Genomic DNA, 26,401 nt, shown 5'->3' with positions numbered 1-26,401 from the left:
ACAGACGAGGCCCGTAACTTTGGGGGTTACGGGCTTTCTGCGGATTTGTTGCATCCGACCACTGCATAAGGTTTACCTGTCTCAATATTTCTCTATTCTTTTCTTCAGTCCTATGTGATGCAATAAGATCATATTGAAATAAGGAACGATGACAGCCTCCAAGAGAGAATGATGGTCACTTCGTCTCGTGTCCGTTATTGCTGGGTAAGATCAAAACGGATATATCCATAGTCAAAGGAGAATGACGATGCCGGGTGCCGCCCGTCTTAACGATATCGGAAGTGGTCATGACTGCTTCCCGGAAACCCCGATCATTGAAGGCAGCCCTGATGTCAGCATCAACGGTCAGCCCGCCGCCCGTAAAGGAGACACCGTTCAGTTTCACGGTTGTCCTTGTCCTGATAAACCACACGGCATGCACTCGCGCGTTATTGCTGAAGGCTCGTCGACCGTCTCTATCAATGGCAAACCCGCAGCCCGCATTGGTGATGGGATTAGTTGCGGCGGCGTGATTATCTCCGGCAGCGGCAACGTCATTATTGGTGATACGCCCTATAAATCTCCGGTTCAGGAATGCGCTAAACAGGCGGTGTTGAATCGTTCTCCGCTGTTGGCGTTAACACCGATGCTGGCAATGGAACCCGTGTTTGCAAAATCTTGTTTACGTCGCGCAGGCTGTACGGACGCGGGAACGGAAGAAGAGCCGCAGACCAATATTGGGGAAATGAGCGTGTATGTCGCTAAGCCTGTTGGTCATGCCGCCCCATCATCAGAAAAACCGGGTGAAGTGAAGCAATATGCGCAGGCGGCAAAAAAGAAAAATACGTCTCCGGTGCAGGCCAAAACCGATGCCTTTGTTTTCTCTAAATCATTTACCGGAGCATCATCCAACACGGTTGAGCGCCCAGCGTTGCCACCCATGGAGCCGTGGTATAAGACGATATTCGACCTATTGGTAGGTAAAGCCGATGCCGCGATGTTGCCGCCGCCTCAACAACTGGTAATGGTTAGCGCGGCAGCGCAAGCAGGTTCGGCAATCGCAGCAGGTGGCGCTGTAGCGCAGGCTAATCAGAATGCGGCTAAAGCACTAACACATCAGATGAAACATCTTTCAGGACCGTCAGTCTGGCAAGGCCAGTTGCAGATGGCGCCAGGTTTTTTGCTGATGGGAGCGTTGATTCAGCAGTATCTGAAAGGTGAAAAAGAAGACTTACTGACATCTGAAAGATTGCTGGACGTTGCTAAAAAACAGGGAACGGTGCCGAGTCGTGTTCGTTATCAATGGGTAGAAGATGAGGAAACGGGCAAGCTGAAAGTCGTAGGCTATCACACCAGTATGGAGAGCGGGCGTGATCAAGTACGTGTCAGGCTGTTGAAATATGACGTCCCCCATAACCGTTATGAGTTCTGGGAAGAGGGCGCAACAGGACCAACCCTCTTATGGACACCGGATAATCCGGGGATGGAATTGCCAACGGATACGGCGCACGATGAGCAGCCTGTTATCCCGTCAGCAATACCCGGATTTGAAATTCCAGAGAGGGGTGATGCCAGTATCCTTGCAACACCTATCCCGGACGAGAAGGATTTTCGGGATTATATTCTGGTATTCCCGGAGAATGCGTTTCCGCCGATTTATATTTATTTGAGCAAGCTGCCAGTAAACTTGTTGGATGTGGATTTGTACAAAAATTTTAAAGGACGTTCGCGGCAAGGAAAGTATGAAGCTGATCACATGCCATCAAGAAGTGCAGTTGAAGCATTTTTGGTAAATGAGTATCCGGGTCTTGATCAAAAATTGATTAGTAAATTGACAGATCTGGTTGCTGCTATAGTTATTCCCAAAGAAATCCATCAGAAAATTAGTCAAACTTACGGTAAACGTAATACCCCAGATCGAATAGCTAAAGACGCTAAGAACCTGAGAGAAGCATTGGATCTGAACTTTGATGCGATAAAGCCAGCCCTTAAAGAGTATGGTGTTACCGAGGAACAGCTTGAGGCCGCAAGGACGAAGATGCACAAACTGAATACTGAGCAAGGATTGTACAAATGACCGTGAATGTTGAAGCTTTGATACGCAGCTTAGGAAAAAGTTATAAAGAACTGATAGATGATGGCGTGATTACATACAAAAATGATCCTAAAGGAACATCAGGTTCACCTACTATCAGTCTTGATATGGCTAAAGAAGGTGTTTATTTAGCCTTCGCTCGAGAAGGTCGAATATTAAAAGAAGTGACATTGAGCATTCAGCATGATGAAGTAAAAAATTGGTCATTTCCCAATGAGTTGCCTTCACCCTTGCGGAAAAGCATGTCACGCCAATGGGTACATGAAAACATTGGTGAACCAGAAAATAGTATTCCACCAAGAGTGATTATGAAGCAGGAAATTGGTTGGGTCGAAAGATTCACTGTTACAGGCTTTCATATTTCAATTACGATGCAAATACGCTATGACATGGATGAAATGGTAGCGGCAGTCACGTTTCGAGAGCGTTAACGCTGTTTCGACTGTTCTAATGTATCTGCAACTTGCCCAGCCTGGGCAATCAAACCGTCAGCCCTGGCGTATCCCCGCTTCATGCCGTAGCTTTGCGCGGGGATGGTCGCCTTACCGTTATCACACTTCTTCAATCACCATGACGCACTGTCCGGCGCTGACCGGCGAGCCCGGTTGCGCCCTCACTTCGCGTACCACGCCCGCACAAGGGGAGGCGAGCGGGATCTCCATCTTCATCGACTCCAGCACCACCAGCGTGTCGCCGGGGACGACGCGGGAACCGACATCGACCGCCACCTGCCATAAATTACCGGCAATCGGGCTTTCGATGCCATGTTGACCGGGTTGCAAGGGGAGGCTTGCCTGAGCTTGCGTGGGCGCGTCCTCGTGGTCGACCGGGATCTGATCGGCATCGGCCCAGCGCAGCCGTTCGGCATTAAACGCCGCGCGTTGCTGGCGGCGGAAGGCGGCGATACTGTCGGCCTCATGCGCAAGAAATGCCTGATAATCGGTCAGCGCCAGTTCACAGTGTTCGATGCGCAGCGGATAACGTCCTAGCGGGAAATCCCGGCGGATTTGCAACAACTCATCGGCGCAAACCGGGTAGAAGCGGATCTGGTCGAAGAAGCGCAGCAACCAAGGCTTGCCGTCAAACGCGGACACTTCCCGGTAACGGTTCCACATTTGCAGGGTGCGGCCAACAAACTGATATCCGCCCGGCCCTTCCATGCCATACACGCACAGATAGGCGCCGCCAATGCCCACTGAATTTTCCGCCGTCCAGGTTCGTGCCGGGTTGTATTTGGTGGTGACCAGACGATGGCGCGGGTCCAACGGGGTGGCGACGGGCGCGCCCAGATACACATCGCCCAGCCCCATCACCAGATAGCTGGCGGCAAACACCCGATGCCGGACGTCATCCAGATCCGTCAGGTCATTGATACGGCGGATAAACTCCAGATTGCTGGGACACCACGGCGCATCTTTGCGCACAGTGGTCATGTATTTCTGGATCGCCAACTGGCAGGCCGGGTCATCCCAGGAGAGCGGCAGATAAACAATGCGCGACGGCACGCGCAAATCCTGCTTTTCACCGACCTTACGCCATGCGTCAGCCACCCGGCGCAGCAATTGCGCCAGCGGCAGCGTTTCCGGTTGGTAGTGAATTTGCAGCGAACGTATCCCCGGCGTGATATCGATAATGCCGTCAATATCATCAGTCTGAAGCATTTGCATCAGCACATGAGCACGCAGGCGCAGCGTCAGATCGAGTTCTGGTTCACCCAGTTCCAGCAACAGATAAGTGTCGCCGCTGAGACGGGCCACCAGTCGCTGGTTGCCCAGTCCATCGTCAAAGACCACTGGCGATTGGCGCGTCTGGGGATGCCAGTCCGGGCAAACGGCGCGCAATTCGCGATATTCGGTTTTTTGCGCCATCGCCAGTTGCCGTGCGGTGGCGATGCTGACCGGCGTAAAGCGTACCTTGTCGCCCGCCTTAAGTTGGCCGAGTTGCCACAAATCCGCTTCGATGACGGTGACCGGACAGACGAATCCTCCCAGACTTGGCCCGTCCGGGCCGAGGATCACCGGCATATCCCCGGTGAAGTCAACGGCGCCGATGGCATACGGGTTGTCATGAATATTGGAAGGATGCAATCCCGCCTCGCCGCCGCTGGCCCGCGTCCATGCCGGTTTCGGACCAATCAGGCGCACTCCGGTGCGGCTGGAGTTGAAGTGGACTTCCCACTCGGCGGCAAAAAACGTGTCAATATAATCTGGGGTGAAGTATTCAGGCGCGCCGTGCGGACCATAAATTACCCGCATCTCACGCACGGCGGGGAGCGAGGCGATCAAACCGGCAGGCAATTGCGCGCCGCTGGCGTGGTTCTGCAACGCAGGCAGATGCAGCACGTCGCCCGCGCGCAGCGCACGACCAGCATGACCGCCGAACTGTCCCAGCGTGAAGGTGCTTTTACTGCCGAGATAATCCGGCGCCTGAATACCGCCCCGTAAACACAGATAGCTGCGGGCGCCTGCGCCCGTCAGGGCGCCCAGGCGCAAGGTGGCGCCCGCCGGGATCGGGAACGCGGTGTTCATCGCTTGCGGTTGGCCGTCCAATAGCACGGGCAGTTCGGCCCCGGTCACCGCGGCGACGGCATTGGTATTGAAACGCAAAGTGGGGCCGCTGATGGTCACTTCCAGCGCCGCCTTGCCGTCGTCGTTACCCAGCAGGCGGTTGCCGAGACAGAGCGCTCGGCTATCCATCGGCCCGGAGGGTGGCACCCCGACCGCCCAGTAACCGAGGCGACCGGGATAATCCTGTATCGTGGTTTGCGTGCCCGCGGTCATGACTTCGAACGTATTGGCCTGATAAACCAGCGTTTCCAGACAGCGCGTCCAGGGCAAGCCGCTGGCAAACGGCGTGTCGGCGATGATTTGACGCAGATAATCGCGGTTGGTTTCCACCCCGTACAACACGGTATCGGCCAGCGCATGATCGAGCGTGCTCAGGGCGTTTTGGCGACAAGGCGCCCAGGCGATCAGTTTGGCGATCATCGGGTCGAAATAAGGGGGAATTTCGCTGCCCGCCTCGACCCAGGTATCGATGCGTAGTGCGTTATCCGTGGCGGGAGGGAAACTCACCGCCGTTAGCAACCCCGGACTGGGTTGAAATTGGCGTCCCGGATCTTCGGCGTACAGGCGCGCCTGGATCGCATGGCCCCGCGGCGATAAATCCTGCGCCAGCACCGCCAGCGGCGGCAATTCGCCCGCGGCCAGCTCCAGCATCCAGCGCACCAGATCCACGCCCCACACCTGTTCCGTCACGCCGTGCTCAACCTGTAAACGAGTATTGACCTCAAGGAAATAAAAACGCGCCGCCTGACTATCGTAGACAAATTCAACAGTGCCCGCACTGCGGTAATTGACCGCTTTAGCCAGCGTAACCGCCGCATCGCACAGCGCCTGATCCATCCCCGGCGGCAGGTTGGGCGCCGGCGTTTCTTCCAGCACTTTCTGGTTACGCCGCTGCACGGAGCAGTCACGCACTCCCAGAGCCAGCACCTCGCCGTGGCCGTCGCCAAAGATCTGTACCTCCAGATGACGTGCGCGCTCAATGTATTTTTCGACGAACACCCCGGCATCGCTGAAATTGTTCTGTCCCAAACGGCGAACGATCTCGAAAGCCTCCGCCAACTCGTCAGCGGACCAACACACGCGCATGCCGATGCCGCCGCCGCCCGCGGTACTTTTCAGCATCACCGGATAGCCGATGCGATTTGCCGCCGTCAATGCGGCGTCCACATCTTCCAGCAATGCCGAACCTGCCAGCATCGGGATGTGGCGCGCTTTCGCCAGCGCGCGTGCGGTGTGTTTAAGCCCGAATACTCGTAGTTGTTGCGGCGTGGGGCCGATAAAGGCGATACCGGCGGCTTCACAGGCTTCGGCGAACGCGGCGTTTTCCGACAGAAAACCGTAGCCGGGGTGAATGGCGTTGGCCCCGGTCTCTGCGGCGATGGCGAGGATCTTATCCACCATCAGGTAGGTTTGCGCCGCGCCGCCGTCTCCCAGACTGACCGCGATGTCGGCCTGCTGCACATGCAGGCTGGCGATATCGGCTTCTGAATAGACCGCTATCCCCTGAACATTGAGATCGTGCAGGGTGCGTAAAATACGACAGGCAATCGCGCCGCGATTGGCAATCAGGACGTTTTCAAACATGTGAAGCGCTCTCGGAGATGAGCAGGTCGTCCTGCTCTGGCTATGCTGCGCCACGGTCGTCCATGGCGGGGGATCGCCTATCCGCGACCCGTTGCGTTAGCAATCGACGTTATCCGACAGTGAGACGGAGCGCCGCGGCGTTATGACCATATCAACACTTCCGCAGGCGTCGGGTTCCAGCCGTTGCACGGGTTATTGAGTTGGGGGCAATTGGAAATCAGCACGATGACGTCCGTCTCCGCCCGCAGTTCCACATACTTTCCCGGCGCCGAGATGCCGTCTTCAAATGTCAGACCGCCATCGGGGGTGACCGGCACATTCATGAAAAAATTGATGTTGGCGCCGATATCTTTTTTGTCCAGACGGCCATCATGCAGGCAGGCGCACAGGAAGTTATCGCGGCAACTGTGCATATAGCGCGTGTCCCGCGCATAACGCACGGTGTTGCTCTCCTGGGCGCAGGCGCCGCCAAGCGTATCGTGGCGACCGCAGGTGTCGGCGACAATGGTCAGCAACGGATTGCCGAGATTGGAATAGAGCACGCTGCCGGTGGTCAGGTAGACGTTGTTCTGGCGGCGCAGAGTACGCTGCGGATCGTAACGTTCGCGCGGGTTGGCGGTCGCGTAAAACAGCGTATCGACCGCCTGATTGCCTTCCAGATCGAGCAAGCGCAGCGTTTGTCCTTTTTTAACCTCAAACAGATAGGGTTCGCCCGCCGGGATCACATGACGGAACAGCGCCTGTTCAGGCTGATGGTGGCTGGTGGTTAGGTTCATTGCATTGTCCCTCAAAGATATTGGCGTTCGGTGTTATGAAACGCGCGGGCGTTTTCCGCACGGAAATGTCGGCAACGTTCGGCGACGCCGTCGTGATTGGGCTGGAACCAATTCAGTTGCACGGGTTTGGGGGCATAGCGCGGATTAGGATCCATCGGATGCTGTAGCGCGGTGAGGATCGCCAGCGTATCCATCGGCGCGTAGAGCTCGATGTAGTCTCCCGCTTTGGCATTACCCGGCTGAAAGTGGAAGCCGCCGGTTTCATCCACCGTCACCTTGCTGAACAGGTTGACGACCATCAGCAGATCTTGCAGGTTCAGGTTCCACTTACCCATCTCCACCAGCAGGTTATCCACACCGTTGCGGTGGAAAGCGTTGCGCTGTTCCTGATAACGTCCCTGACCGTATTTCTCCGCGACTTCGTCGGCGTTGAGCACACCGCCAAAACTGTCGTGCCAGCCGCAGGTATCGGCGGTGATGGCCGCCAGAACCCGGCCCATATCCGAATACAGACAGTGGCCCGCCGTCAGTTTGGCCGTGTGCTGGCCTTTCAGGGTATCGGGCAGATTGAGCCGCTCGCTGGGCTGCGCCGCGTTCAGCAACATCAGGCTGACATTGGCGTCGCCTTCAATATCCGTGATGCGCAGCAGTTGTCCGCGCCGCAGAACAAACGAGGTATGTCCGCCGCCAGGGACGAGTTCTTCATATAAAGCGGACTGTAAAAGTAATGGGTTGGTCATGGGTAAAATCCTTATTGATGAGCGGTCGCCGGGGCGATGTGCGGCGGCAACACGTCGAGCGCACGGCGTGCGGCGCGGCGATCGGCGTTCAGGGGAATGTCATAGGTCACGCGCGCGCCATAGGCGTTCGGCGCCTGAGGATCGAGGCGCACTTTGTCGAATACCAGCAGTCGGGTGCCGAGATTGAAGCCTTCCGACAGATCGTGGGTGACCATAAAGGCGGTCAGCCGGGTTTCCTGCCAGAGTTCCAGCAACAGTTGATGCATATCTTTGCGTATGCCGGGATCGAGCGCGCCGAACGGTTCGTCCAACAGCAGAATGCGCGGACACATAATGAACGCCTGCGCAATCGCCAGACGCTGTTGCATGCCGCCGGACAACTGACCGGGGTATTTGTCCAGCGCGTGGCCCAGTCCTACCCGCTGCAACATATGTGTTGCCTTTTCTCTGGCCTGCCGTTGGCGGCGTCCGAAGAAACGGCCCGTGAAGCGCGCATACCGCAACTCCGGGCCGATGACCACATTGTCCAGTACGCTGAGATGCGGGAAGACGGAATAACGCTGAAACACCACGCCCCGGCTGGCATCGGGCTCATCCGCCAGCGGTTTGCCTTCCAGCAGCAGGTTGCCCCGGCTCGGTTTTTCCTGCCCCAACAGCAAGCGCAAAAATGTCGACTTGCCGCAGCCGGATGCGCCGACCATGGTGCAAAATTCCCCTTCCTCAATGGACAGGTTCAATCGTTCCAGCACCACATGGTCGCCATATTCCTGCCAGATATTGTTGATTTGAATAAAACTCATGCTTTTTCCCCCGCCGACCAGGGAAAAAAGCAGCGATTGAGACGTCTCAATGCGTAATCCATCAACCAGGCCAGCAGCGTAATCCACACCACATAAGGCAGGATCACGTCCATCGCCATATAGCGGCGCACCAGAAAGATGCGATAGCCCAGCCCGGCGGTAGCGGAGATGGCTTCGGCGGAGATCAGGAACAGCCAGGCGGCACCCAGCATCAGACGCAGCGAAACCAGCAGCCGCGACAGTAGCTGGGGCAGTACCACCCTGAGCACCAGCGTCCAACTGTTCGCGCCCAGCGTTTGCGCCTTGATCAGCAGTTCGGGCGGAATTTCCCTGGCGCGTTGTTCGAGATCGCGCGCCAGCACCGGCGTGATGCCGATGACGATCAGCATCACTTTTGACAACTCATCCAGGCCGAAAACGATAAACAGGATCGGCAGGATCGCCAGCGGCGGGATCATCGACAACACGGTCATCAGCGGCGATAGCGAGGCTCTGAACAGCGGAAATACCCCGGCGGCAATGCCGAGGCACAACCCCGCCAGCGAGGAAATGCCCAGGCCAATCGCCAGCCGACTCAGGCTGGCGGCGGTATCAGCCCACAGCACATACTCGCCGCTGCGTTTGTCCGGGGTAAACGCGACACGTTCTACCGCCTCGATCATCTGTGCCGCGCTGGGCAACAGTTTGTCGGCGGGATTATCCGCCAGACGGCTGGTTGAACTGATGAAATAGACGGCGAGCAGCAGTAAAAACGGCAGCAGGGTAAGGAGCAGCCGCCCGCCGCGGCCCGGATGACGATTGATGAAACGCATGGTCATTCCCCGCGGTGATTAAAGCCGCCCGTTGGCGGCCATTTGCGCAAAAGTGGCGTCGAAGCGCAGCATCACGTTGTTTTTGTCGCCGATAATCACCTCGCCGGGAAAAGCCATTCCCACGGTATCCGCGCTACGCGCCCCTTCGCCGAGCAGCCCTTTTTCAAAAGAGAAATTCGCTACTCGTTGCATGGTTTTCGGCAAGTCGGCGCTGGTCATAAAGCGCACAGCGTCATCGGGAGAGTAGAACAGGTGGGTGGTTTTGATCTGCGCCTGATAGCTGGCCAGATCGGTGCCTGAAGCGTTCGCCATCGATTCCAGCGCGGCCTTATCGCCCGCTTTCATCATCGCCATCATCTCAAACCAGGCGCCGGTCAGCGCTTTGCCCAGCGCCGGATTATCCCTGAGCGTTTGGCTATTGACGACCATCAGATCGATAATTTCGCCGGGGATCTGGCTGGAACTGAACACTTCCGTGACGCCGGGCGTGGCTTTGATGGCGGAAAGCTGCGGGTTCCAGGCGCCCGCGGCCTGGACGCCGCGCGTATTGAACGCGGCGACGATATCGGCGTCAGAGGTATTCACCACGCGGATATCTTTCTCCGCTAGCCCGGTTTTTTCCAGCCCGCGCACCAGCAAATAGTGAGAAACGGACAGTTCAGGCAGGTTGACGCTGACGCCTTTCAGATCGGCGAGCGTTTTATTCTCGCCTTTCATGACGATGCCGTCGTTGCCATCGGAAAAGCTGCCTGCGAGCAACGCGGTGGTATCGACGCCCCCCGCCGCAGGCATGGTCAGCGCATCCATGTTGGTCATAGTGCAGCCATCGAACTGACCTGCGCTGTACTGATTGATCGACTCAACATAGTCGTTAAGCTGCGTGACCTCGATATCGATACCGTATTTTTTTGCCCACTTGTCGATAATGCCTTCACTGCTGGCATAGCCCCACGGCATCCAACCGGCATAAATCGTCCAGCAAACGTTAAAGCGCTTTTTGGTTTCAGCGTGGGTGGAAAAACTCAGTAGCGTGAGGAGGCAGACAGCCAGAAGGCCGGATAGTCCAGGTTTTCTCATCAGTGTATCTCCAGTCAGGTTTACGGGTGCAGGAGCAGCAAAATACCTATGGGGTTAGGTTTGCTGTCTCCCGGGCTTTTATCCCGCCGTGTAACCTCACTGGAGGTCGCTAGCTCTCGGACCAGTCGTTCACCCGCGGTGAACCGGAACCCTAGCCAGCTATTGTAGTGCGCTCAGACGCGTTAGTACTGTGCTGCCCTGTTTGTTAGTTTAAGCAAAATGTATACCAATCTATAAATAAAATAAAAACAATGGGTTAGTTTTTTTTGCCGCAGAAAAAACGACAAAAAGGGTGCGATAAAACCTGCGTATGCCCAAAAAGAGAGCATGCTCCCCGGCTCAGCGCGTGTCATCTATCGGCACCGCCCGGACTGATGGCGATGGGCAGTGGCTGCGCGACTTTTTTGTCGATTTTGGCGTATGTCTTGCACCGCATAATTCAGGTAGAGTGGTATGAATGGTTGGAAAGGAGTTGCAGATGCTAAAACAAACGCTGGCCGATGAAGCGGTAAAAGGCCGTATCCGGCTGGATAATGAAGCGATTATCCTGCTGGCGGCGGAGCGCGTGTTTGCCCGCTTTGGTTTTAAAGGCACCACGATGGCGCTGATTGCTGAAGAAGCCGCTTTGCCTAAACCGAACCTGCATTACTATTTTGGCAATAAGCAAAATCTTTATTTGCGCGTGTTGGACGGTATTCTGCATGACTGGCTGGCGCCATTGGAACATTTTCAGCCGCAGGCCGATCCCCGCACGGCGATTGCACAATATGTACGGGAAAAGATGACGTTAACCTTTGAACGTCCCCACGCTTCGAAGCTGTTTGCCAATGAATTGCTGCAAGGCGCGCCGATGGTGCATGACCTGCTGCGTACACAACTCCATGATCTGGTTGACAGTAAAGCGGCGGTCATTGATGGCTGGGTCGAACAGGGGCTGCTGGCGTCCCTGGACAGTAAACATCTGTTTTTCTCCATCTGGGCCATTACGCAGACTTACGCGGATTTTGATATTCAGATCGCCGCGGTGCTGGGCAACGAGGCTGATGAACCCTGGGCGCGCCAGCGTGCGATGAACCATGTGTTGACCAGCGTGTTCAGAATGTGCGGCCTTGAGGACGCATTGAACCCTTAATCGATTCTTCCCGCTTTGCCCCCGGTATTAAACGCGTGTTGCGCGCCCTTCCTGATTGATGCTCCCCTTGTTGGCGCAATCTTCGTCAATAGTGGAGTAGTTTGCACCGAAACGATCCATAAAATCCGTCATCGTGAAAAGTTATGACCAGATAACGCCTTGTTTTTGGGGTTATTGATCGTTTCTGAAGAAATGGCACATAAATCGCATGGTTGGATTGGAAAACTTAACCATTCGGTCAAGATTTTACGCAGGGTGTGGCGCCGCCGGCCTTTCCCTTCATCCGACGTTAGCGGGAGAATCACCATGAGCCATCGACAGCAAAACCGTATCGGCAGATTATGGCGCGAGTTACCGATGCGCTGCCCTCGTGACCTTGATTGTATCCAGCCACAGGAGTACGCCGCATGAAAACTTTATTGCCAGTCGGCCTTGATGCGCCGGGTATTCAGGCTGGCCGACTCAGTGACGCGGAATATGCCGATAACTTTAGCGATAGCGCCGCGCCGCTCAGCAAAATTCAGGCCGTGATCGAATCCGAGCGTTGCTATTACTGCTATGACGCCCCCTGTACCCATTCCTGTCCGGCGGACATTGACGTGCCGAGCTTTATTCATCGCATCGCGCAGGACAATGTTCGCGGCGCGGCTCAGGCCATTCTGAGCGAGAACGTGCTGGGCGGTATGTGCGCGCGAGTGTGTCCGACCGAAACTTTGTGCGAGCAAGCCTGCGTGCGCAATCAGCAGGATGGCAAGCCGGTGCAAATCGGTCTGTTGCAGCGTTATGCCACCGACGCCTATCTCTCCAACCCCGGTCAACCCTTGTTCAACCGCGCCACGCCAACTGGTAAAAAAGTGGCGGTGGTCGGGGCGGGACCGGCGGGACTGACCGTTGCGCACCGCCTGGCGCAGAGCGGGCATCACGTGGTGGTGTTCGATGCCAATGATAAACCCGGCGGGTTGAATGAGTATGGTCTGGCAACCTACAAGACTACCGACGATTTCGCCCAGCGTGAAATCGCCTGGTTATTGTCGATCGGCGGCATTGAGTTGCGTCTTAACCATCGTCTGGGACAGAACATCACGCTGGAGGCGCTGCGTCAGGATTATGACGCGGTATTTCTCGGCATGGGGCTGGGCGGCGTGAATGCGCTTGGCGTGGAAGAAACGCCGCTGGAGGGCGTGCGCGAAGCGGTGGATTTTATCGCTCAGTTGCGTCAGGCCGCGCATCCCGGCGCGGTCGCCATCGGGCGTAACGTGGTGGTCATCGGCGGCGGCATGACCGCCGTGGACGCCGCGGTGCAGGCGAAAAAGCTGGGTGCGCGCGAGGTCACGATGGTCTATCGCCGTGGCGAACAGGACATGAAAGCCTCGCCATACGAGCAGGCATGGGCGAAAACCAACGGCGTCGCTATCCGCCATTGGGCGGCTCCGCAAGCGATTGAAGGGGAGAACGGCAAAGTAAAAGCGGTGTCGTTCATGATGATGCAGTTGCAGTCCGGCGCGCTGACGGCAACCGGTGAAACCTTCACCCTGCCTGCCGATATGGTGCTGAAAGCGATTGGGCAGACCTATGACGCCAGCCTGACCGGGGCGTCGATCATCCTCAAAGCGGGCCGTATCGCGACGGATGAACAGGGACGCACCTCGCTGGCCGGGGTGTGGGCGGGCGGCGATTGTTGCGCGGACGGCTTGGATCTGACGGTCGATGCGGTGCGACAGGGTAAAGCGGCGGCAAAGTCCATCGACGCGATACTGCGTCCTGAAGCCCATCAAGCGCTGTCCGGCAAACCATCAATGAACTCGCGGGAGTATCAACATGGCTGATCTCAGCAGTAACTTTTTGGGTATCAAAAGTCCCAATCCTTTCTGGCTGGCTTCCGCGCCGCCGACCGATAAAGAGTACAACGTCGTGCGAGCTTTTGAAGCGGGCTGGGGCGGGGTAGTCTGGAAAACGCTGGGACAGGATCCGCATGTGGTCAACGTCAATGGGCCGCGCTACAGCACCCTGCGCACCACGGATCGGCGCATTATCGGCCTGAATAACATCGAACTGATTACCGATCGTTCATTGGATACCAATCTGGAAGAAATCGCTCGCGTGAAGCGCAACTGGCCTGATCGGGCCATGATTGTGTCGATCATGGTGCCTTGCGAGGAAGATGCCTGGAAATTCATTCTGCCGCTGGTGGAACAAACCGGCGCCGACGGCATTGAACTTAACTTTGGTTGTCCGCATGGCATGAGCGAACGCGGCATGGGCGCGGCAGTGGGGCAGGTGCCGGAGTACATCGAAATGGTCACCCGCTGGTGCAAACAGTATTGTCGCCTGCCGGTGATCGTCAAACTCACGCCCAATGTCAATGATATCCGCTATCCGGCGCGCGCCGCGTTGCACGGCGGCGGTGATGCGGTGTCGTTGATTAACACCATCAACTCGGTGATGGGCGTAGATCTGGAGCAGATGAGCATTCATCCCAATACCGGCGGCAAAGGTTCGCATGGGGGTTATTGTGGTCCTGCGGTCAAGCCTATCGCCTTGAATATGGTGGCAGAAATTGCGCGTGATGCGTTGACGCGCGGCTTGCCGATGTCCGGTATCGGCGGGATCGCCACCTGGCGCGACGCTGCCGAATTTATCGCGCTGGGCTGCGGCACGGTACAGGTCTGTACCGCGGTGATGGTGCATGGCTTCCAGATTGTGCGCGATATGGTCAGCGGCCTGGCCAATTTTATGGACGAACAGGGTTACCGCACGCTGGACGATTTCCGTGGCCGTGCCGTCGGCTCGGTAACGGACTGGCGCTACCTCAACCTCAATCACATCGACAAGGCGGTTATCGACCAGTCGCAGTGCATTAAATGCGGACGCTGTCATCTGGCCTGTGAAGATACCTCGCATCAGGCCATTACCAGCGTAAAAAATGGCGAGCGACATTACGAGGTGAAGGAGGAGGATTGCGTCGGCTGTAATCTGTGCGTCTCCATTTGTCCGGTGGAAAACTGCATTTCCATGCGCAGCCTGCAACCGGGAGAAGTGGATTTGCGTACCGGCAAAACCGTGAGCGGAGAATACGCCAACTGGACGACGCACCCGAATAATCCAATGGCGACCACGGCCTGAACGATCTGATCGTTGCTTGATACCCACGCCACATCGGGCTGTTCAACGGCCATGATCAGCAAAATGAGGGGGAAAATGATGAGTCATAACCTGTTAATCAAAGGCGGTACGGTCGTCAACGCCGATCGGATGTTTCTTGCCGATGTATTGTGCGCGGACGGCATCATCGTCGCGGTGGGCGAGGATGCCGCGCGACAGGCGCCAGCGGATGCCGAGGTGATTGATGCGGGCGGTCAGTATGTGATGCCGGGGGGGATCGATCCCCACACCCACATGAACTTTCCGTTTATGGGCACCGTCACGGTAGATGATTTCTACAGCGGCACCGCTGCTGGGCTGGCGGGCGGCACCACGACGATTATCGATTTTGTTATTCCCAATCCGCAGCAACCCCTGATGGAAGCATACCGGGACTGGCGCGGCTGGGCGGAAAAAGCCGCCGCGGATTACAGCTTTCATGTCGCCATTACCTGGTGGGATGAAAGCGTCCATCGGGATATGGGGACGCTGGTGCAGGAAGAAGGCGTCAACAGCTTCAAGCACTTTATGGCCTATAAAAATGCCATCATGTGTGACGATGAAACATTGATGAACAGTTTTCGCCGCTCGCTGGAACTGGGGGCCATGCCCACGGTACATGCGGAAAACGGGGAAATGGTTTATCTGCTGCAACAGGAAATGATGAAGCGCGGCATTACCGGGCCGGAAGGCCATCCGTTGTCGCGTCCGCCGGAAGTGGAAGGGGAGGCGGCCAGCCGCGCGATTTCCATTGCCAACGTTCTGGGCGTGCCCATTTATGTCGTGCATGTTTCCTGCATGGAATCGGCTGACGCGATTGCGCGCGCCCGTGCGCGTGGTCAGCGCGTCTATGGGGAAGTGTTGGCCGGACATCTGGTGGTGGATGACAGCGTGTATCGTCATCCTGATTTCAATCAGGCCGCCGCGCATGTCATGAGCCCGCCGTTTCGCCCTAAAGCGCATCAGGAAGCGCTGTGGCGCGGGCTGCAATCCGGCCAGTTGCACACCACGGCGACCGATCACTGTACTTTCTGCGCCAGCCAGAAAGCGGCGGGCAAAGATAATTTTACCAAGATCCCCAATGGTTGCGGCGGCGTTGAAGAACGGTTGTCGGTTATCTGGGATGCGGGTGTGAATACCGGTCGCCTGACGCCCAGCGAGTTTGTCGCCATTACTTCGGCCAATACCGCTCGCCTGTTCAATATTTATCCGCGCAAAGGCCGCGTTTGCGTCGGCGCCGACGCCGATCTGGTGGTGTGGGATCCTGAGGGCAGCAAGACGATATCGGCGAAGACGCACCACTCGAAAAATGACTTCAATGTCTTTGAAGGCCGCACCGTGCGCGGCATCCCGACCTATACCGTCAGTCATGGCGTGGTAGTGTGGGCGGATGGCGACCTGCGTGCGCAGGAAGGCGCCGGACGCTATATCAAACGTCCGGCCTTTGGCCCGGATTTCAAAGCCAACGCGCTGCGCGAGCGTTTGCTGGCGCCCAGGGCCGTCCTGCGCTGACCTGTCTGTGACCGCGTTCCATTCAAGAGGAAAACCGCGATGAATAGTGAGATGAATAGTGAAGTGTTATCGGCAACGAAAAAAGGGACTGATATTACCGATCTACGTGTCAATGGCGAACGTCTGTGGCAGTCGCTGATGGATCTGGCTGTTATCGGCGCGACGCCTAAAGGCGGCGTATGCCGGTTGACGCTGACGGATTTGGATCGCCAGGGACGGGATTTGGTTGTGAACTGGGGCAAGGCTGCCGGGTTGTCGGTCGAGATTGATAAGATCGGCAATGTGTTTATGCGTCGTCCCGGCCGCAATAATGCGCTGCCGCCGGTAGTGGCGGGAAGCCACATCGATACGCAGCCGACCGGCGGCAAGTTTGACGGCAATTTTGGCGTACTGGCGGCGCTGGAAGTGATCCGCACGTTGAATGATCAGCGGATAGAAACCGAAGCGCCGGTGGAGATGGTGTTCTGGACCAACGAAGAGGGCTCTCGTTTCGTCCCGGTAATGATGGGCTCCGGCGTATTTGCGGGCGTATTCTCGCTGGAGCAGGCGTATGCCGCGCTGGATGTGGATGGCAAAAGCGTGGGGGACGAACTGACGAAAATCGGCTACGCCGGACCGCAAACTCCTGGCGACCATCCGATTGGCGCGTATTTTGAAGCACATATCGAACAAGGGCCGATACTGGAAGATCAGGATATTACCATCGGCGTGGTGCAGGCGGTGCTGGGTATCCGCTGGTATGACTGCGTGGTGACGGGGATGGAATCCCATGCCGGTCCAACGCCGATGGCGCTGCGTAAAGACGCATTGCAGGTTTCCACCCGCATTATGCAGGCGGTGATTGCCATTGCCGACCGCTTTGCTCCTCATGGACGCGGCACGGTGGGGATGGTGCAGGTACATCCGAACAGCCGTAATGTCGTGCCGGGCAGCGTGAAATTCTCCATCGATTTACGCAATCTTACCGATGCGCTGGTGGATGAAATGGATGCCGCGTTGAAAGCGTATATCCAGTCTGTGGCGGCGGAAACCGGGCTGGATATTCAATTGACGCAGGTTTCTCAGTATCGTGCCGCGCCCTTCCATCCCGAATGCAAAGACGCAGTGCGGCGGGCCGCCAATCTGCTGGGCTATTCCAATATCGATATCGTTTCCGGCGCGGGACATGATGCCGTGTACGTTGCTGAACTGGCGCCGACGGGGATGATTTTTATCCCGTGCAAGGACGGCATCAGCCACAACGAAATCGAGTATGCCTCGCCGGAGCATGTCACCGCCGGGGCCAATGTCTTGCTGCATGCGGTGATGGAAACCGCGGGTGTGGCGGGGAGAGGGGCGCAGTAGAAGAAGTAGAAGTAAGAAGTAGAGGTGAGAGGCGGTTTGGTGCGCAAATACGTTGCGCACCAAACAAATATGATGACGTTACCTCGTGCAGAAAGTATTCCGCACGCTTACCCGTGCGCCATCGCCTTGTCGATTTCCTCCGCCAGAATCGCAATCCCGCGCTCGATTTTGTCGGGCTCCGGCACGTAATTCATCCGCAGGCATTGATGGGCGTGCGGCCAGTCCTGTTCCAGGCCGGGGAAGAAATAGTGGCCCGGCACCATCAGTACGCCGCGTTTCTTCAACCGCTGATACAGCAATTCCGTGGTGATAGGCAGGTCTTTGAACCACAGCCAGAGGAAAATCGCCCCTTCTGGTTTATGAATCAGACACTGTTCGGGGGAAAGGTAACGCCGAATGAGGGCGATAGTTTCGCCGACGCGTCGCTGATAAAACGGACGAATCACCTCGTTGGACAGCCGCAACAAATCGCCGCGCTGGATCATTTCCTGCGCCAGCGCCGGTCCAATCGCCCCTGGCGACAGGCTGATGATGCCGTTCATGTTGCCAATGGCGGAAATGACCTTTTCATCGGCAATGACAATGCCGCAGCGTGAACCGGGCAGCCCCAGTTTGGACAAGCTCATACACAGGATGATGTTGGGGTTCCACAGCGGCGTGGCATCGCTGAAAATAATGCCAGGGAACGGCACCCCGTAGGCATTGTCGATCAGCAACGGAACATTGTGCTGTTGCGCCAGAATATCAAGGTGCATCAGTTCGTCATCCGTCAGTACGTTGCCGGTCGGGTTGGTTGGGCGTGAAACGCAGATAAGCCCGATATCCTCGGTGATCGACAGGTGATCAAAATCCACGTGATACTTGAATTGCCCTTCCGGTAACAACTCGATTTGCGGACGCACGGACACAAACATGTTTTCATCCAGCCCGGAATCGCTGTAACCGATATATTCCGGGGCCAGCGGAAACAGTACTTTTTTCAAACTGCCATCGGTGTGACGACCGGCAAACAGATTAAATAAGTAGAAAAAAGCACTCTGACTGCCATTTGTTAGAGCAATATTCTGTGGTCCAATCTGCCAGCCTAATTCATCCCGCAGCAGGTCAGCCAGGGTGCGGAGCAGCGTATCTTTTCCCTGCGGGCCATCGTAATTGCACAGCGCCTCGGTCAGTTTCCCCTGCTCCAGCATCTCCTGACAGAGTTGCTGGAAATAGGTATCCATCGCCGGAATATGCGCCGGATTGCCGCCCCCCAGCATGATGGCTCCCGGCGTGCGAAGTCCCTCGTTCAGATCGTCCATAAGCTGGGTGATGCCTGCATGACGGGTGAATTTGTTGCCGAAAAGAGAAAAGTTCATAGTTTGTCAGTAAGTGTTCATACATGGGTAAGTGGCAACCATAGCGTTTGCGCTGCCAGTGTGCAATGTGGCTTGAAATCGGCCATTTCGTGTATTTAACTGCTTTTCTGATGATTGCTTAGCATTATTGTCTGAAAAATGGCGTAGGGTTCAGTCATTCGCCGTCGGCAATCTGCTGAACGCTATCGCGGTGAGCGGCGTGGCGATTTTCCGGGCAAAAGCTGAATCGATATCAGGAATAGCCGATCTGTCTCCCATTTATAGTGCAAGGAATTCGATGATATTTAATGTAATCGTGATCTTGATTGCGAAAAATTCGCAACAACACAGAATTTTTCCATCTGGTGATAACTGTCACATTCTGGTAACGGACAGATTTGTAGTCTTGATTTCGCATAAGCTAAATCAATTCAGCAAAAAGGGATAATGAAATGAAAAAATTACCGGTGATGGGGATCGCATTGGCGCTGACCTCATGGCAACTGTCTGCCCAGACGTTCGTGCTGACAGATGCTGAAAGCAGTGTGGAAAAGGGAAATTGGCAAATAAGCAGCGACGCGCTGAAGGTCAAAGATCAGCATTTCAGCATTGAGCAGACCGTTTTGCACGGCGGGCGTCAGGAAGGCAGTAAAATCATTACCATCAATAGCCAGAATGGGTTGAAAATTGTACTCAGCCCAAGCCGGGGTATGGATTTGCTGCATGTAACGGGTAAGAACATCCGTCTGGGATGGGATTCGCCGGTGAAGGAAGTGGTCAACCCGAATACCATCAATCTGGAAAGCCGTAACGGACTGGGTTGGCTGGAAGGCTTCAATGAAATGATGGTGCGTTGTGGCTATGAGTGGACCGGTCATCCGGTTGTGGATAATGGCATGATTTATACGTTGCACGGTCGTGCCGGCAACACGCCAGCCTCAAAAGTGGTGGTGGACGTCAGTGAAAAAGCGCCTTATCAAATAACCATCCGTGGTCTGTTGAAAGAGAGCAGCTTCAAGCAATCCAATCTGGAAACCTGGACTGAACTGCGTTACACCCCAGGCAGCACATCGTTTACCGTACATGATGTGCTGACGAATAAAGCGGACTATGCCCGTGATTATCAGATTATCTATCACAGTAATTTTGGTACGCCGATCCTCGAAGATGGCGCGCGGTTTATCGCCCCGGTAAAAGAAATTTCGCCTTTTAATGATTACGCCAAGGCCGGGTTGCAGGAATGGCAAACGTATAAAGGCCCAACCAAAGACTTCGACGAAATGGTGTTTAATCTGACGCCCTATGCCGATAAACAGGGGAAAACGCTGGCGGCGCTGGTAAACCGAGCGGGCGACAAAGGCGTATCGATTGAATTTGATACCCGACAATTGCCGCTGCTCACATTGTGGAAAAATACCGATACCGTGCAGCAGGGTTATGTCACCGGCATTGAACCCGGCACCAACTACGCCTATCCGGTTACCATTGAGCGGGAACAAGGACGGGTGAAACAGCTTCAGCCGGGGCAAAGTACCGAATTTGAACTGACCTACAATTTGCTCGACAGCGCGGACGCCGTTCAGCGAACAGAACAAAAAGTGCAGGCTATTCAGGGAGAGAATAAAACCACACTGACGGAAAAACCGATTGCGGTTGAGTGAACCCGGTTTCCGGCAAGGCCGCCGTCGCGCCGCCTTGCTTTTCCACCGTATTCACACCGCACGCTATTTCAGCACTTGCGGGTTGACGCAGTTTTCTTTGACTGTGCCGGTTAGCGCGGCAATCAGGTTATCCACCGCGCAAGCCGCCATGTCATAGCGCGTGTCATGGGTGGCCGAGCCAATGTGAGGCAACGCCACCACGTTAGGCAGGCTTAACAGCGGTGAATCCATTGGCAGCGGTTCCTTAACGAACACATCCAGACCGGCCGCGTGGAGGGTGCCGTTGCTGAGCGCTTCGATCAGGGCATTTTCATCCACCACCGCGCCACGGCCAATATTAATCAGGATCGCGCTGGATTTCATTTTGGCCAGTTGCTCACGGCCAATCAGATTTTTCGTCTCAGTGGTCAGCGGCAGCGTAATGCACAGAAAATCCGATTGGGCGAGCAGCGTATCCAAATCGCAATAACGGGCGTCAAAACGTTCCTCCGCTTGCGGATGATGACGGCGGGCATTGTAGAGAATCGGCATGCTGAAACCGAAATGCGCTCGCTGCGCCACCGCCAGCCCGATGCGCCCCATGCCGAGAATACCCAGCGTTTTATGATGCACATCGGTGCCGAACCAGTCGCTGTCGATACTGCTTTTCCACTCGCCTGCTTTGACGCGCTCCGCGACTTCCACGACCCGGCGGGCGCTGGCCAGCATCAGCGTCAGTACCGTATCGGCCACGGTTTCGGTCAACACGGTCGGCGTATGCATCAGGACGACCCCTTTCTCATTCATGGCATCCACATCAAAGGTATCGTAGCCGACGGAGATGGTGGAGGCGGCCCGCAGACGCGGCGCATGCGCCAGAAACGCGCTATCCACATTACCGCCTGCGCCGAGCAAGCCTTCCGCCTGCGCCAGCGCGGGATGATCGGTTGCCGGGAAATCATCAAGCTCAGTGACGGTGAAATGTTGATCCAGGCGGGCGCGCAAGTCGTCAGGAATTTTTCTGTACACAATGACGTGAGGTTTCATCGCAAACTCCGTTATGGTTAGGGAGGCAAAGCGGCAATAACTGTGGGAATCATCGCGTAGCGAGCGGCAGACTGCAAGCCATACCTGTCCGGCGTAAGTCTGCGGCGAGTGATTAAAGGGAGAAGCGCAAGGGGAAACACGTTATCATCCCCGCACTGTTCCTCAGGCATGAAAGCAGAGATGAACGCAAACGATACGTTGATTGAACATCTGCGTGTGCGCTTTACACAGACGGATAAGCTGCCACTCTACATGAAGTTTTCAGAGACGATCCAACGGCTGGTGCAAACCGGCGAGTTGGCGTGCGGCCATTTTCTGCCGAGCGAGCGGGAGTTTGTCCAGGCGCTGGGGATATCACGTATCACGGTGCGCAAAGCGCTTGAGTTGCTGGAATCGCAAAATATCGTCATCCGCAATCGTGGATATGGCACCTATATCAATGATCAATTGGAATATCACCTCAGCGTGGCGCAGGGATTTTCCGATCAGGTGGCTTTGAAAGGGAAAAAACCAGGCTCTCACTGGCTGGAAAAGGCCAGAATACCCTGTGAGCCTGATATCGCCGAACGGCTGAGTATTTCAGCGGGCAGCCCGGTGTTTATCCTCAAACGTGTGCGTGACATTGATGGTGAACGTGTCTCTATTGAAGAGTCCTATGTTCCCGCCAGTCTGATCGACGATGTGGAACATATCGGCGTTTCGCTGTACGCCTACTTCCAAAGCCAGAATATTTTCTTGCAGCGGACTCGTAGCTGGGTATCCGCTCAGACGCCCAGCCAGGAATTTATGACGCATATCAAAACGCCGGCGTCTCTACCGGTGCTGGTGGTTAAAGAATTGGCGTTTGATAACACTGGCAAGCCTGTCGAATACAGCATTAATTACTGTCGTTCAGACATGTACGTGTTCTTTTCGGCGTAGCCCTGTGTGGTACGTTGGTTGCCGAATCGCCTATTATTCCGCTTGTTCCCGCAGCATTCTTAATCGCAGCAACTCACTGCTGTAATGCTCGATATCAATGTGATTGGCTTCATCCAACTGCTGTTTAAAGTGCGGCGCGATGCTGCCTATTCCATTTATCGCGCCACAGATCGCGGTCGCCATCGCGCCGATGGTGTCAGTATCTCCGCCAAGGTTGGCGCACAGAATGGCGCAGCGATTCGGATCGGTGGCGGATAATTCGACCATGGCGATCGCGGCAGGAACGGATTCAATCATTTCAGCGCCCGTACCAATCAGATCATAAACGTTTTGCAGCGCGTGTTCCGTATCCTGCATCGCCTTCACTGTCTGTAAGGCCAGTGCGATCCGTGCCGACATGGAGGGACCGTAGGTGGTGACGCGTTTTTCCTGTGCCGTTTTCGCGACAGCGGGAAGCGCATCGCTGATTTCCTGCCACGAGGCGCCTTCGATCCCTTTTGATATCGCCCAGGCGATGACGGTAGCGCCCGCGATAGCCACATCGGATTTATGCGTCGCGCTGGAAGCGAGTTCGACATCGCGGATGAAATCGTCCAGAGAATGGGTGGGCACCAGACAACCTAACGGCGAAATGCGCATCGCGGCGCCGTTGGTTAATCCGTTGTTGTCCAGTTCACGAATGTCGGTGCCTTGCTGTAATGCGGTCAGCGCCAGTTTTGAGGTTGGTCCGAGGATATTTTTCTCGAACGCATTGAATGATAACGCCCAGTGGAGAATGTGTTTGCCGATGGTGACCGGATCGATCTCACCTTCACGTTCGATCAGCGCATCTGCCAGTGCAAGGGCCATGGCGGTGTCGTCGGTATATTCCGCCGTATTGAAATAACAGGCGGCAATATTTTCTTCAGGACCCGGTAAAAACCGATCAATCCAGCCGAAGCGAGCTTTAATGCGTGAACGCGGCCATAATTCCGATGGCATTCCCATTGCATCACCCAACATTTGTCCGTATAGCGCGCCGGTGATACGGCTCTTTTTATTGAATGGCATGGTACGTCCTTAATGAGATGCAATCATCTCGTCCCCGTAATCGATTTGCGTATAGCGTAACATCAAATAATACCAATGTAATACCTTTGCGCGGGTCTTTTGAGCTTCCTTCGATGTCCGGGGAAGGGCTGCGATATTTAATCGACCAGAATCACTTTTCTGTTTCCTGATAACGGAAGCAGTCGACGGTATGGTCGTTCACCAACCCTGCCGCCTGCATAAAAGCGTAGCAAATAGTGGAGCCGATAAACTTGAAGCCGCGCTTTTTCAGCGCTTTTGACATGGCATCCGAGGTGGCGGTTTTAGCCGGAACATCGGCAAGCGACGCGGGACGATGGATCTGCGGCTGATGATCGACAAACGACCAGATGAAATGCGAGAAGCTCTCTCCCTGATTTTCCAGTTCCAGCCAGGCGCGGGCGTTGGTGATGATGGCTTCGATTTTTCCGCGATGACGGATGATGCCGCGATCCTGTAGCAGCAGGGCGACGTCGTCCCCGGTCATGCGGGCAACGCGTTCAGGATTGAACTGATGAAAACAGCGACGGTAATTTTCCCGTTTTTTCAAGACGGTAATCCAGGATAGCCCAGCCTGCTGGCCTTCCAGACAAAGTAATTCGAACAGCGCCTGGCTGTCCGTACAGGGTTTGCCCCACTCATTATCATGATAGTTCTGATAGAGAGCATCCTGAGTCACCCAGCCACAACGCTTCATCTTGTTTTCCTATCATGCAATGGCCTGTCGGCAGGTTGTTATTTGGCAGTGTTGTTGTTATTGATAGTGACGTTGCCAACCATATGGCGCGATCATGACATTTGAAGTGCTGTATAAGCAACCAGCTTTTTATATTACGGATCACAGATATCATGCTGCCAACGTGAGCGTATTAAGCTGCCTTGCAAAAACGATAACGTATGACTGATTGGGGAACGGGGAATGGCGGTTGAGTGGGTTTTGGCCTATCTGATGTTAGGCGCGGTAGTGGGTTTTATGGCCGGATTATTGGGGATTGGCGGGGGCGGCATCATGGTGCCGATACTCACCGCGATGTTTGCGGCGCAAGGCGTGCAGAATACGCATCTGGTGCATATGGCGCTGGGAACCTCAATGGCGGCGATTGTGGTGACGGCGATCTCCAGTCTGCGCACGCATCACCAGCATCAGGCGGTGCTCTGGCCTGTCGTCTGGCGAATTACGCCGGCTATCCTGCTCGGTACGTTCGCCGCCACCTGGCTGGCGACGCTGTTGCCGACGCGGGCGCTGGCGATATTTTTCTCCTGTTTCATGGCCTACGTTTCCCTGCAAATGGTGTTGAACATGAAGCCCAAGCCGCAGCGTCAGTTGCCCGGCACGGCGGGAATGTCGCTGGCTGGCCTGGCGATCGGCGGCATTTCCGCGCTGGTGGCGATTGGCGGCGGTTCGCTGACGGTGCCGTTTCTTACCTGGTGCAACGTGCGTATTCAACAGGCGATAGGCACCTCGGCGGCGGTTGGGTTGCCTATCGCGTTGTCCGGGGCGTTGGGATATATGATCAACGGCTGGTCGACGACCGGACTGCCAGCATACTCGGTGGGCTATGTCTCGCTGCCGGCGGTCGTGTTGATTTCCGCCGTCAGCTATTTCACTGCTCCGGTCGGGGCGCGACTGGCGCATCGTCTGCCGGTGGCGACCCTGAAAAAAGCGTTTGCGGCCTTGCTGTTGCTGTTAAGCCTGAAGATGTTGCATACCGTGTTTATGGGGTAAAGCTTGCGGGCGTAATGCTAGTGGGCGTAATTAAGTGCGGGCAACCCTTGCCCGCATGAAAAATCATCACCGATATGAACTTGTTGCCGCATTCTGGCTGTATATCTTGCACTCAGAGGGTATACTGGCGCATTCATTGTAAACCCACTTGTATCGCGTGCGAATCCAACATGCAAAAGTTTGATACCAAGACCTTCCAGGGCCTGATCCTGACATTACAGGATTACTGGGCGCGCCAGGGCTGTACCATTGTCCAACCGTTGGACATGGAAGTCGGCGCCGGCACTTCACATCCGATGACCTGTCTGCGGGCGCTCGGCCCAGAGCCGATGGCTGCCGCTTATGTGCAACCTTCGCGCCGTCCTACCGATGGCCGTTACGGTGAAAACCCGAACCGCCTGCAACACTACTACCAGTTTCAGGTCGTGATTAAGCCATCGCCCGATAACATTCAGGAACTCTATCTCGGCTCCCTGAAAGAGTTGGGGATGGACCCGACCATCCATGACATCCGTTTCGTGGAAGACAACTGGGAAAACCCGACGCTGGGCGCCTGGGGGCTGGGCTGGGAAGTGTGGCTGAACGGCATGGAAGTGACGCAGTTCACCTACTTTCAGCAGGTCGGCGGTCTGGAGTGTAAACCGGTTACCGGTGAGATTACTTACGGTCTGGAACGTCTGGCGATGTACATTCAGGGCGTGGACAGCGTTTACGATCTGGTCTGGAGCGACGGCCCGCTGGGTAAAACCACTTACGGCGATGTGTTTCATCAGAATGAAGTCGAGCAATCGACCTATAACTTCGAATACGCCGATGTCGATTTCCTGTTTAGCTGTTTTGAACAATATGAAAAAGAGGCGCAGCATCTGCTGGCGCTGGAAAAACCGCTGCCTTTACCGGCTTACGAACGCATTTTGAAAGCGGCGCACAGCTTTAACCTGCTGGATGCGCGTAAAGCGATTTCCGTTACCGAGCGTCAGCGCTACATCCTGCGTATTCGTACCCTGACCAAAGCGGTAGCGGAAGCCTATTACGCTTCCCGCGAGGCGCTGGGCTTCCCCCTGTGCAATAAAAACGTGTGCAATAAGAAAGAGAGCTAAGAG

At 55.7% G+C, this 26,401-nt stretch carries 21 protein-coding genes and 1 riboswitch; of the genes, 11 read left to right on the top strand and 10 right to left on the bottom strand.

Features of this window, described 5'->3' with window-relative positions; genetic code table 11:
* Positions 1-247 precede the first annotated feature (247 nt).
* Both NC856_RS08795 and NC856_RS08790 read left to right on the top strand, forming a co-directional pair.
* Positions 248-2,056 (top strand): S-type pyocin domain-containing protein, encoded by a 1,809-nt coding sequence (locus NC856_RS08795; protein WP_264090054.1) that lies wholly within the window; start codon positions 248-250, stop codon positions 2,054-2,056.
* Positions 2,053-2,505, top strand: a complete 453-nt coding sequence (locus NC856_RS08790; RefSeq protein ID WP_264090053.1) for a DUF6392 family protein — start codon at positions 2,053-2,055, stop codon at positions 2,503-2,505. The genes NC856_RS08795 and NC856_RS08790 overlap by 4 nt, the downstream gene beginning before the upstream one ends.
* Positions 2,506-2,625: 120 nt before the next feature.
* Here the strand turns inward: NC856_RS08790 and uca are convergent, their stop codons facing one another.
* The 6 genes from uca to NC856_RS08760 all read right to left on the bottom strand — a co-directional run bounded on the left by uca (position 2,626) and on the right by NC856_RS08760 (position 10,430).
* Positions 2,626-6,225 (bottom strand): urea carboxylase, encoded by a 3,600-nt coding sequence (gene uca, locus NC856_RS08785; RefSeq protein WP_264090052.1) that lies wholly within the window; start codon positions 6,223-6,225, stop codon positions 2,626-2,628.
* A gap of 140 nt (positions 6,226-6,365) precedes the next feature.
* Positions 6,366-7,001, bottom strand: coding sequence for an urea amidolyase associated protein UAAP2 (locus NC856_RS08780; RefSeq protein WP_264090051.1), 636 nt, complete (start codon positions 6,999-7,001; stop codon positions 6,366-6,368).
* 11 nt (positions 7,002-7,012) lie between these two features.
* A complete protein-coding gene (locus NC856_RS08775; RefSeq protein WP_264090050.1) occupies positions 7,013-7,741 on the bottom strand; it encodes an urea amidolyase associated protein UAAP1 in 729 nt (242 codons plus the stop codon).
* 11 nt (positions 7,742-7,752) lie between these two features.
* On the bottom strand, positions 7,753-8,541 hold the full coding sequence (locus NC856_RS08770; RefSeq protein ID WP_264090049.1) for an ABC transporter ATP-binding protein: 789 nt from the start codon (positions 8,539-8,541) through the stop codon (positions 7,753-7,755).
* Complete coding sequence (locus NC856_RS08765; RefSeq protein WP_264090048.1) at positions 8,538-9,353, bottom strand: ABC transporter permease; 816 nt, start codon at positions 9,351-9,353, stop codon at positions 8,538-8,540. Before NC856_RS08765 ends, NC856_RS08770 begins: the two co-directional genes overlap by 4 nt.
* Positions 9,354-9,371: 18 nt before the next feature.
* A complete protein-coding gene (locus tag NC856_RS08760; RefSeq protein ID WP_264090047.1) occupies positions 9,372-10,430 on the bottom strand; it encodes a putative urea ABC transporter substrate-binding protein in 1,059 nt (352 codons plus the stop codon).
* Between the two features lie 65 nt (positions 10,431-10,495).
* A riboswitch (guanidine-I (ykkC/yxkD leader) is annotated at positions 10,496-10,596 on the bottom strand.
* 312 nt (positions 10,597-10,908) lie between these two features.
* Between NC856_RS08760 and NC856_RS08755 the strand changes: the two genes are divergently transcribed.
* The 5 genes from NC856_RS08755 to NC856_RS08735 all read left to right on the top strand — a co-directional run bounded on the left by NC856_RS08755 (position 10,909) and on the right by NC856_RS08735 (position 17,559).
* Positions 10,909-11,562: a TetR/AcrR family transcriptional regulator gene (locus NC856_RS08755; RefSeq protein WP_264090046.1), complete on the top strand. Its 654-nt coding sequence runs from the start codon at positions 10,909-10,911 to the stop codon at positions 11,560-11,562.
* A gap of 407 nt (positions 11,563-11,969) precedes the next feature.
* Positions 11,970-13,388 (top strand): NAD(P)-dependent oxidoreductase, encoded by a 1,419-nt coding sequence (locus NC856_RS08750; protein WP_264090045.1) that lies wholly within the window; start codon positions 11,970-11,972, stop codon positions 13,386-13,388.
* Entirely contained in the window at positions 13,381-14,685 is a 1,305-nt protein-coding gene (preA, locus tag NC856_RS08745; protein ID WP_264090044.1) for an NAD-dependent dihydropyrimidine dehydrogenase subunit PreA, read from the top strand. The genes NC856_RS08750 and preA overlap by 8 nt, the downstream gene beginning before the upstream one ends.
* Positions 14,686-14,763: 78 nt before the next feature.
* Positions 14,764-16,215 (top strand): dihydropyrimidinase, encoded by a 1,452-nt coding sequence (gene hydA / locus NC856_RS08740; protein ID WP_264090043.1) that lies wholly within the window; start codon positions 14,764-14,766, stop codon positions 16,213-16,215.
* A 51-nt stretch (positions 16,216-16,266) separates the two neighbouring features.
* A complete protein-coding gene (locus tag NC856_RS08735; protein WP_264090198.1) occupies positions 16,267-17,559 on the top strand; it encodes a Zn-dependent hydrolase in 1,293 nt (430 codons plus the stop codon).
* Between the two features lie 107 nt (positions 17,560-17,666).
* On the opposite strand, the gene NC856_RS08730 is transcribed toward NC856_RS08735, so the two are convergent.
* Complete coding sequence (locus NC856_RS08730; RefSeq protein WP_264090042.1) at positions 17,667-18,917, bottom strand: valine--pyruvate transaminase; 1,251 nt, start codon at positions 18,915-18,917, stop codon at positions 17,667-17,669.
* A 431-nt stretch (positions 18,918-19,348) separates the two neighbouring features.
* Between NC856_RS08730 and NC856_RS08725 the strand changes: the two genes are divergently transcribed.
* A complete protein-coding gene (locus tag NC856_RS08725; protein WP_264090041.1) occupies positions 19,349-20,557 on the top strand; it encodes an aldose 1-epimerase family protein in 1,209 nt (402 codons plus the stop codon).
* A 63-nt stretch (positions 20,558-20,620) separates the two neighbouring features.
* Here the strand turns inward: NC856_RS08725 and ghrB are convergent, their stop codons facing one another.
* Positions 20,621-21,583 carry a glyoxylate/hydroxypyruvate reductase GhrB gene (gene ghrB / locus NC856_RS08720; protein WP_264090040.1) on the bottom strand — a complete coding sequence of 321 codons (963 nt, stop codon included), beginning with the start codon at positions 21,581-21,583 and terminating at the stop codon, positions 20,621-20,623.
* A 180-nt stretch (positions 21,584-21,763) separates the two neighbouring features.
* Here ghrB and NC856_RS08715 point away from each other — a divergent pair, with 180 nt between their 5' ends.
* On the top strand, positions 21,764-22,504 hold the full coding sequence (locus NC856_RS08715) for a GntR family transcriptional regulator (RefSeq protein WP_264090039.1): 741 nt from the start codon (positions 21,764-21,766) through the stop codon (positions 22,502-22,504).
* A gap of 33 nt (positions 22,505-22,537) precedes the next feature.
* Here NC856_RS08715 and NC856_RS08710 read toward each other — a convergent pair whose 3' ends face one another.
* Positions 22,538-23,554 carry an ADP-ribosylglycohydrolase family protein gene (locus NC856_RS08710; protein ID WP_264090038.1) on the bottom strand — a complete coding sequence of 339 codons (1,017 nt, stop codon included), beginning with the start codon at positions 23,552-23,554 and terminating at the stop codon, positions 22,538-22,540.
* A 151-nt stretch (positions 23,555-23,705) separates the two neighbouring features.
* Entirely contained in the window at positions 23,706-24,269 is a 564-nt protein-coding gene (locus NC856_RS08705; RefSeq protein WP_264090037.1) for a DNA-3-methyladenine glycosylase I, read from the bottom strand.
* A 222-nt stretch (positions 24,270-24,491) separates the two neighbouring features.
* Between NC856_RS08705 and NC856_RS08700 the strand changes: the two genes are divergently transcribed.
* Both NC856_RS08700 and glyQ read left to right on the top strand, forming a co-directional pair.
* Entirely contained in the window at positions 24,492-25,298 is an 807-nt protein-coding gene (locus NC856_RS08700) for a sulfite exporter TauE/SafE family protein (RefSeq protein ID WP_264090036.1), read from the top strand.
* 170 nt (positions 25,299-25,468) lie between these two features.
* Positions 25,469-26,398, top strand: coding sequence for a glycine--tRNA ligase subunit alpha (gene glyQ / locus NC856_RS08695; RefSeq protein WP_264090035.1), 930 nt, complete (start codon positions 25,469-25,471; stop codon positions 26,396-26,398).
* The last annotated feature ends 3 nt before the right edge of the window (positions 26,399-26,401 follow it).

This window comes from Brenneria izbisi, from assembly GCF_025840185.1.
Classification (GTDB): Bacteria; Pseudomonadota; Gammaproteobacteria; order Enterobacterales; family Enterobacteriaceae; genus Brenneria; species Brenneria izbisi.
This window is presented reverse-complemented; position numbering and strand designations above follow the sequence as displayed.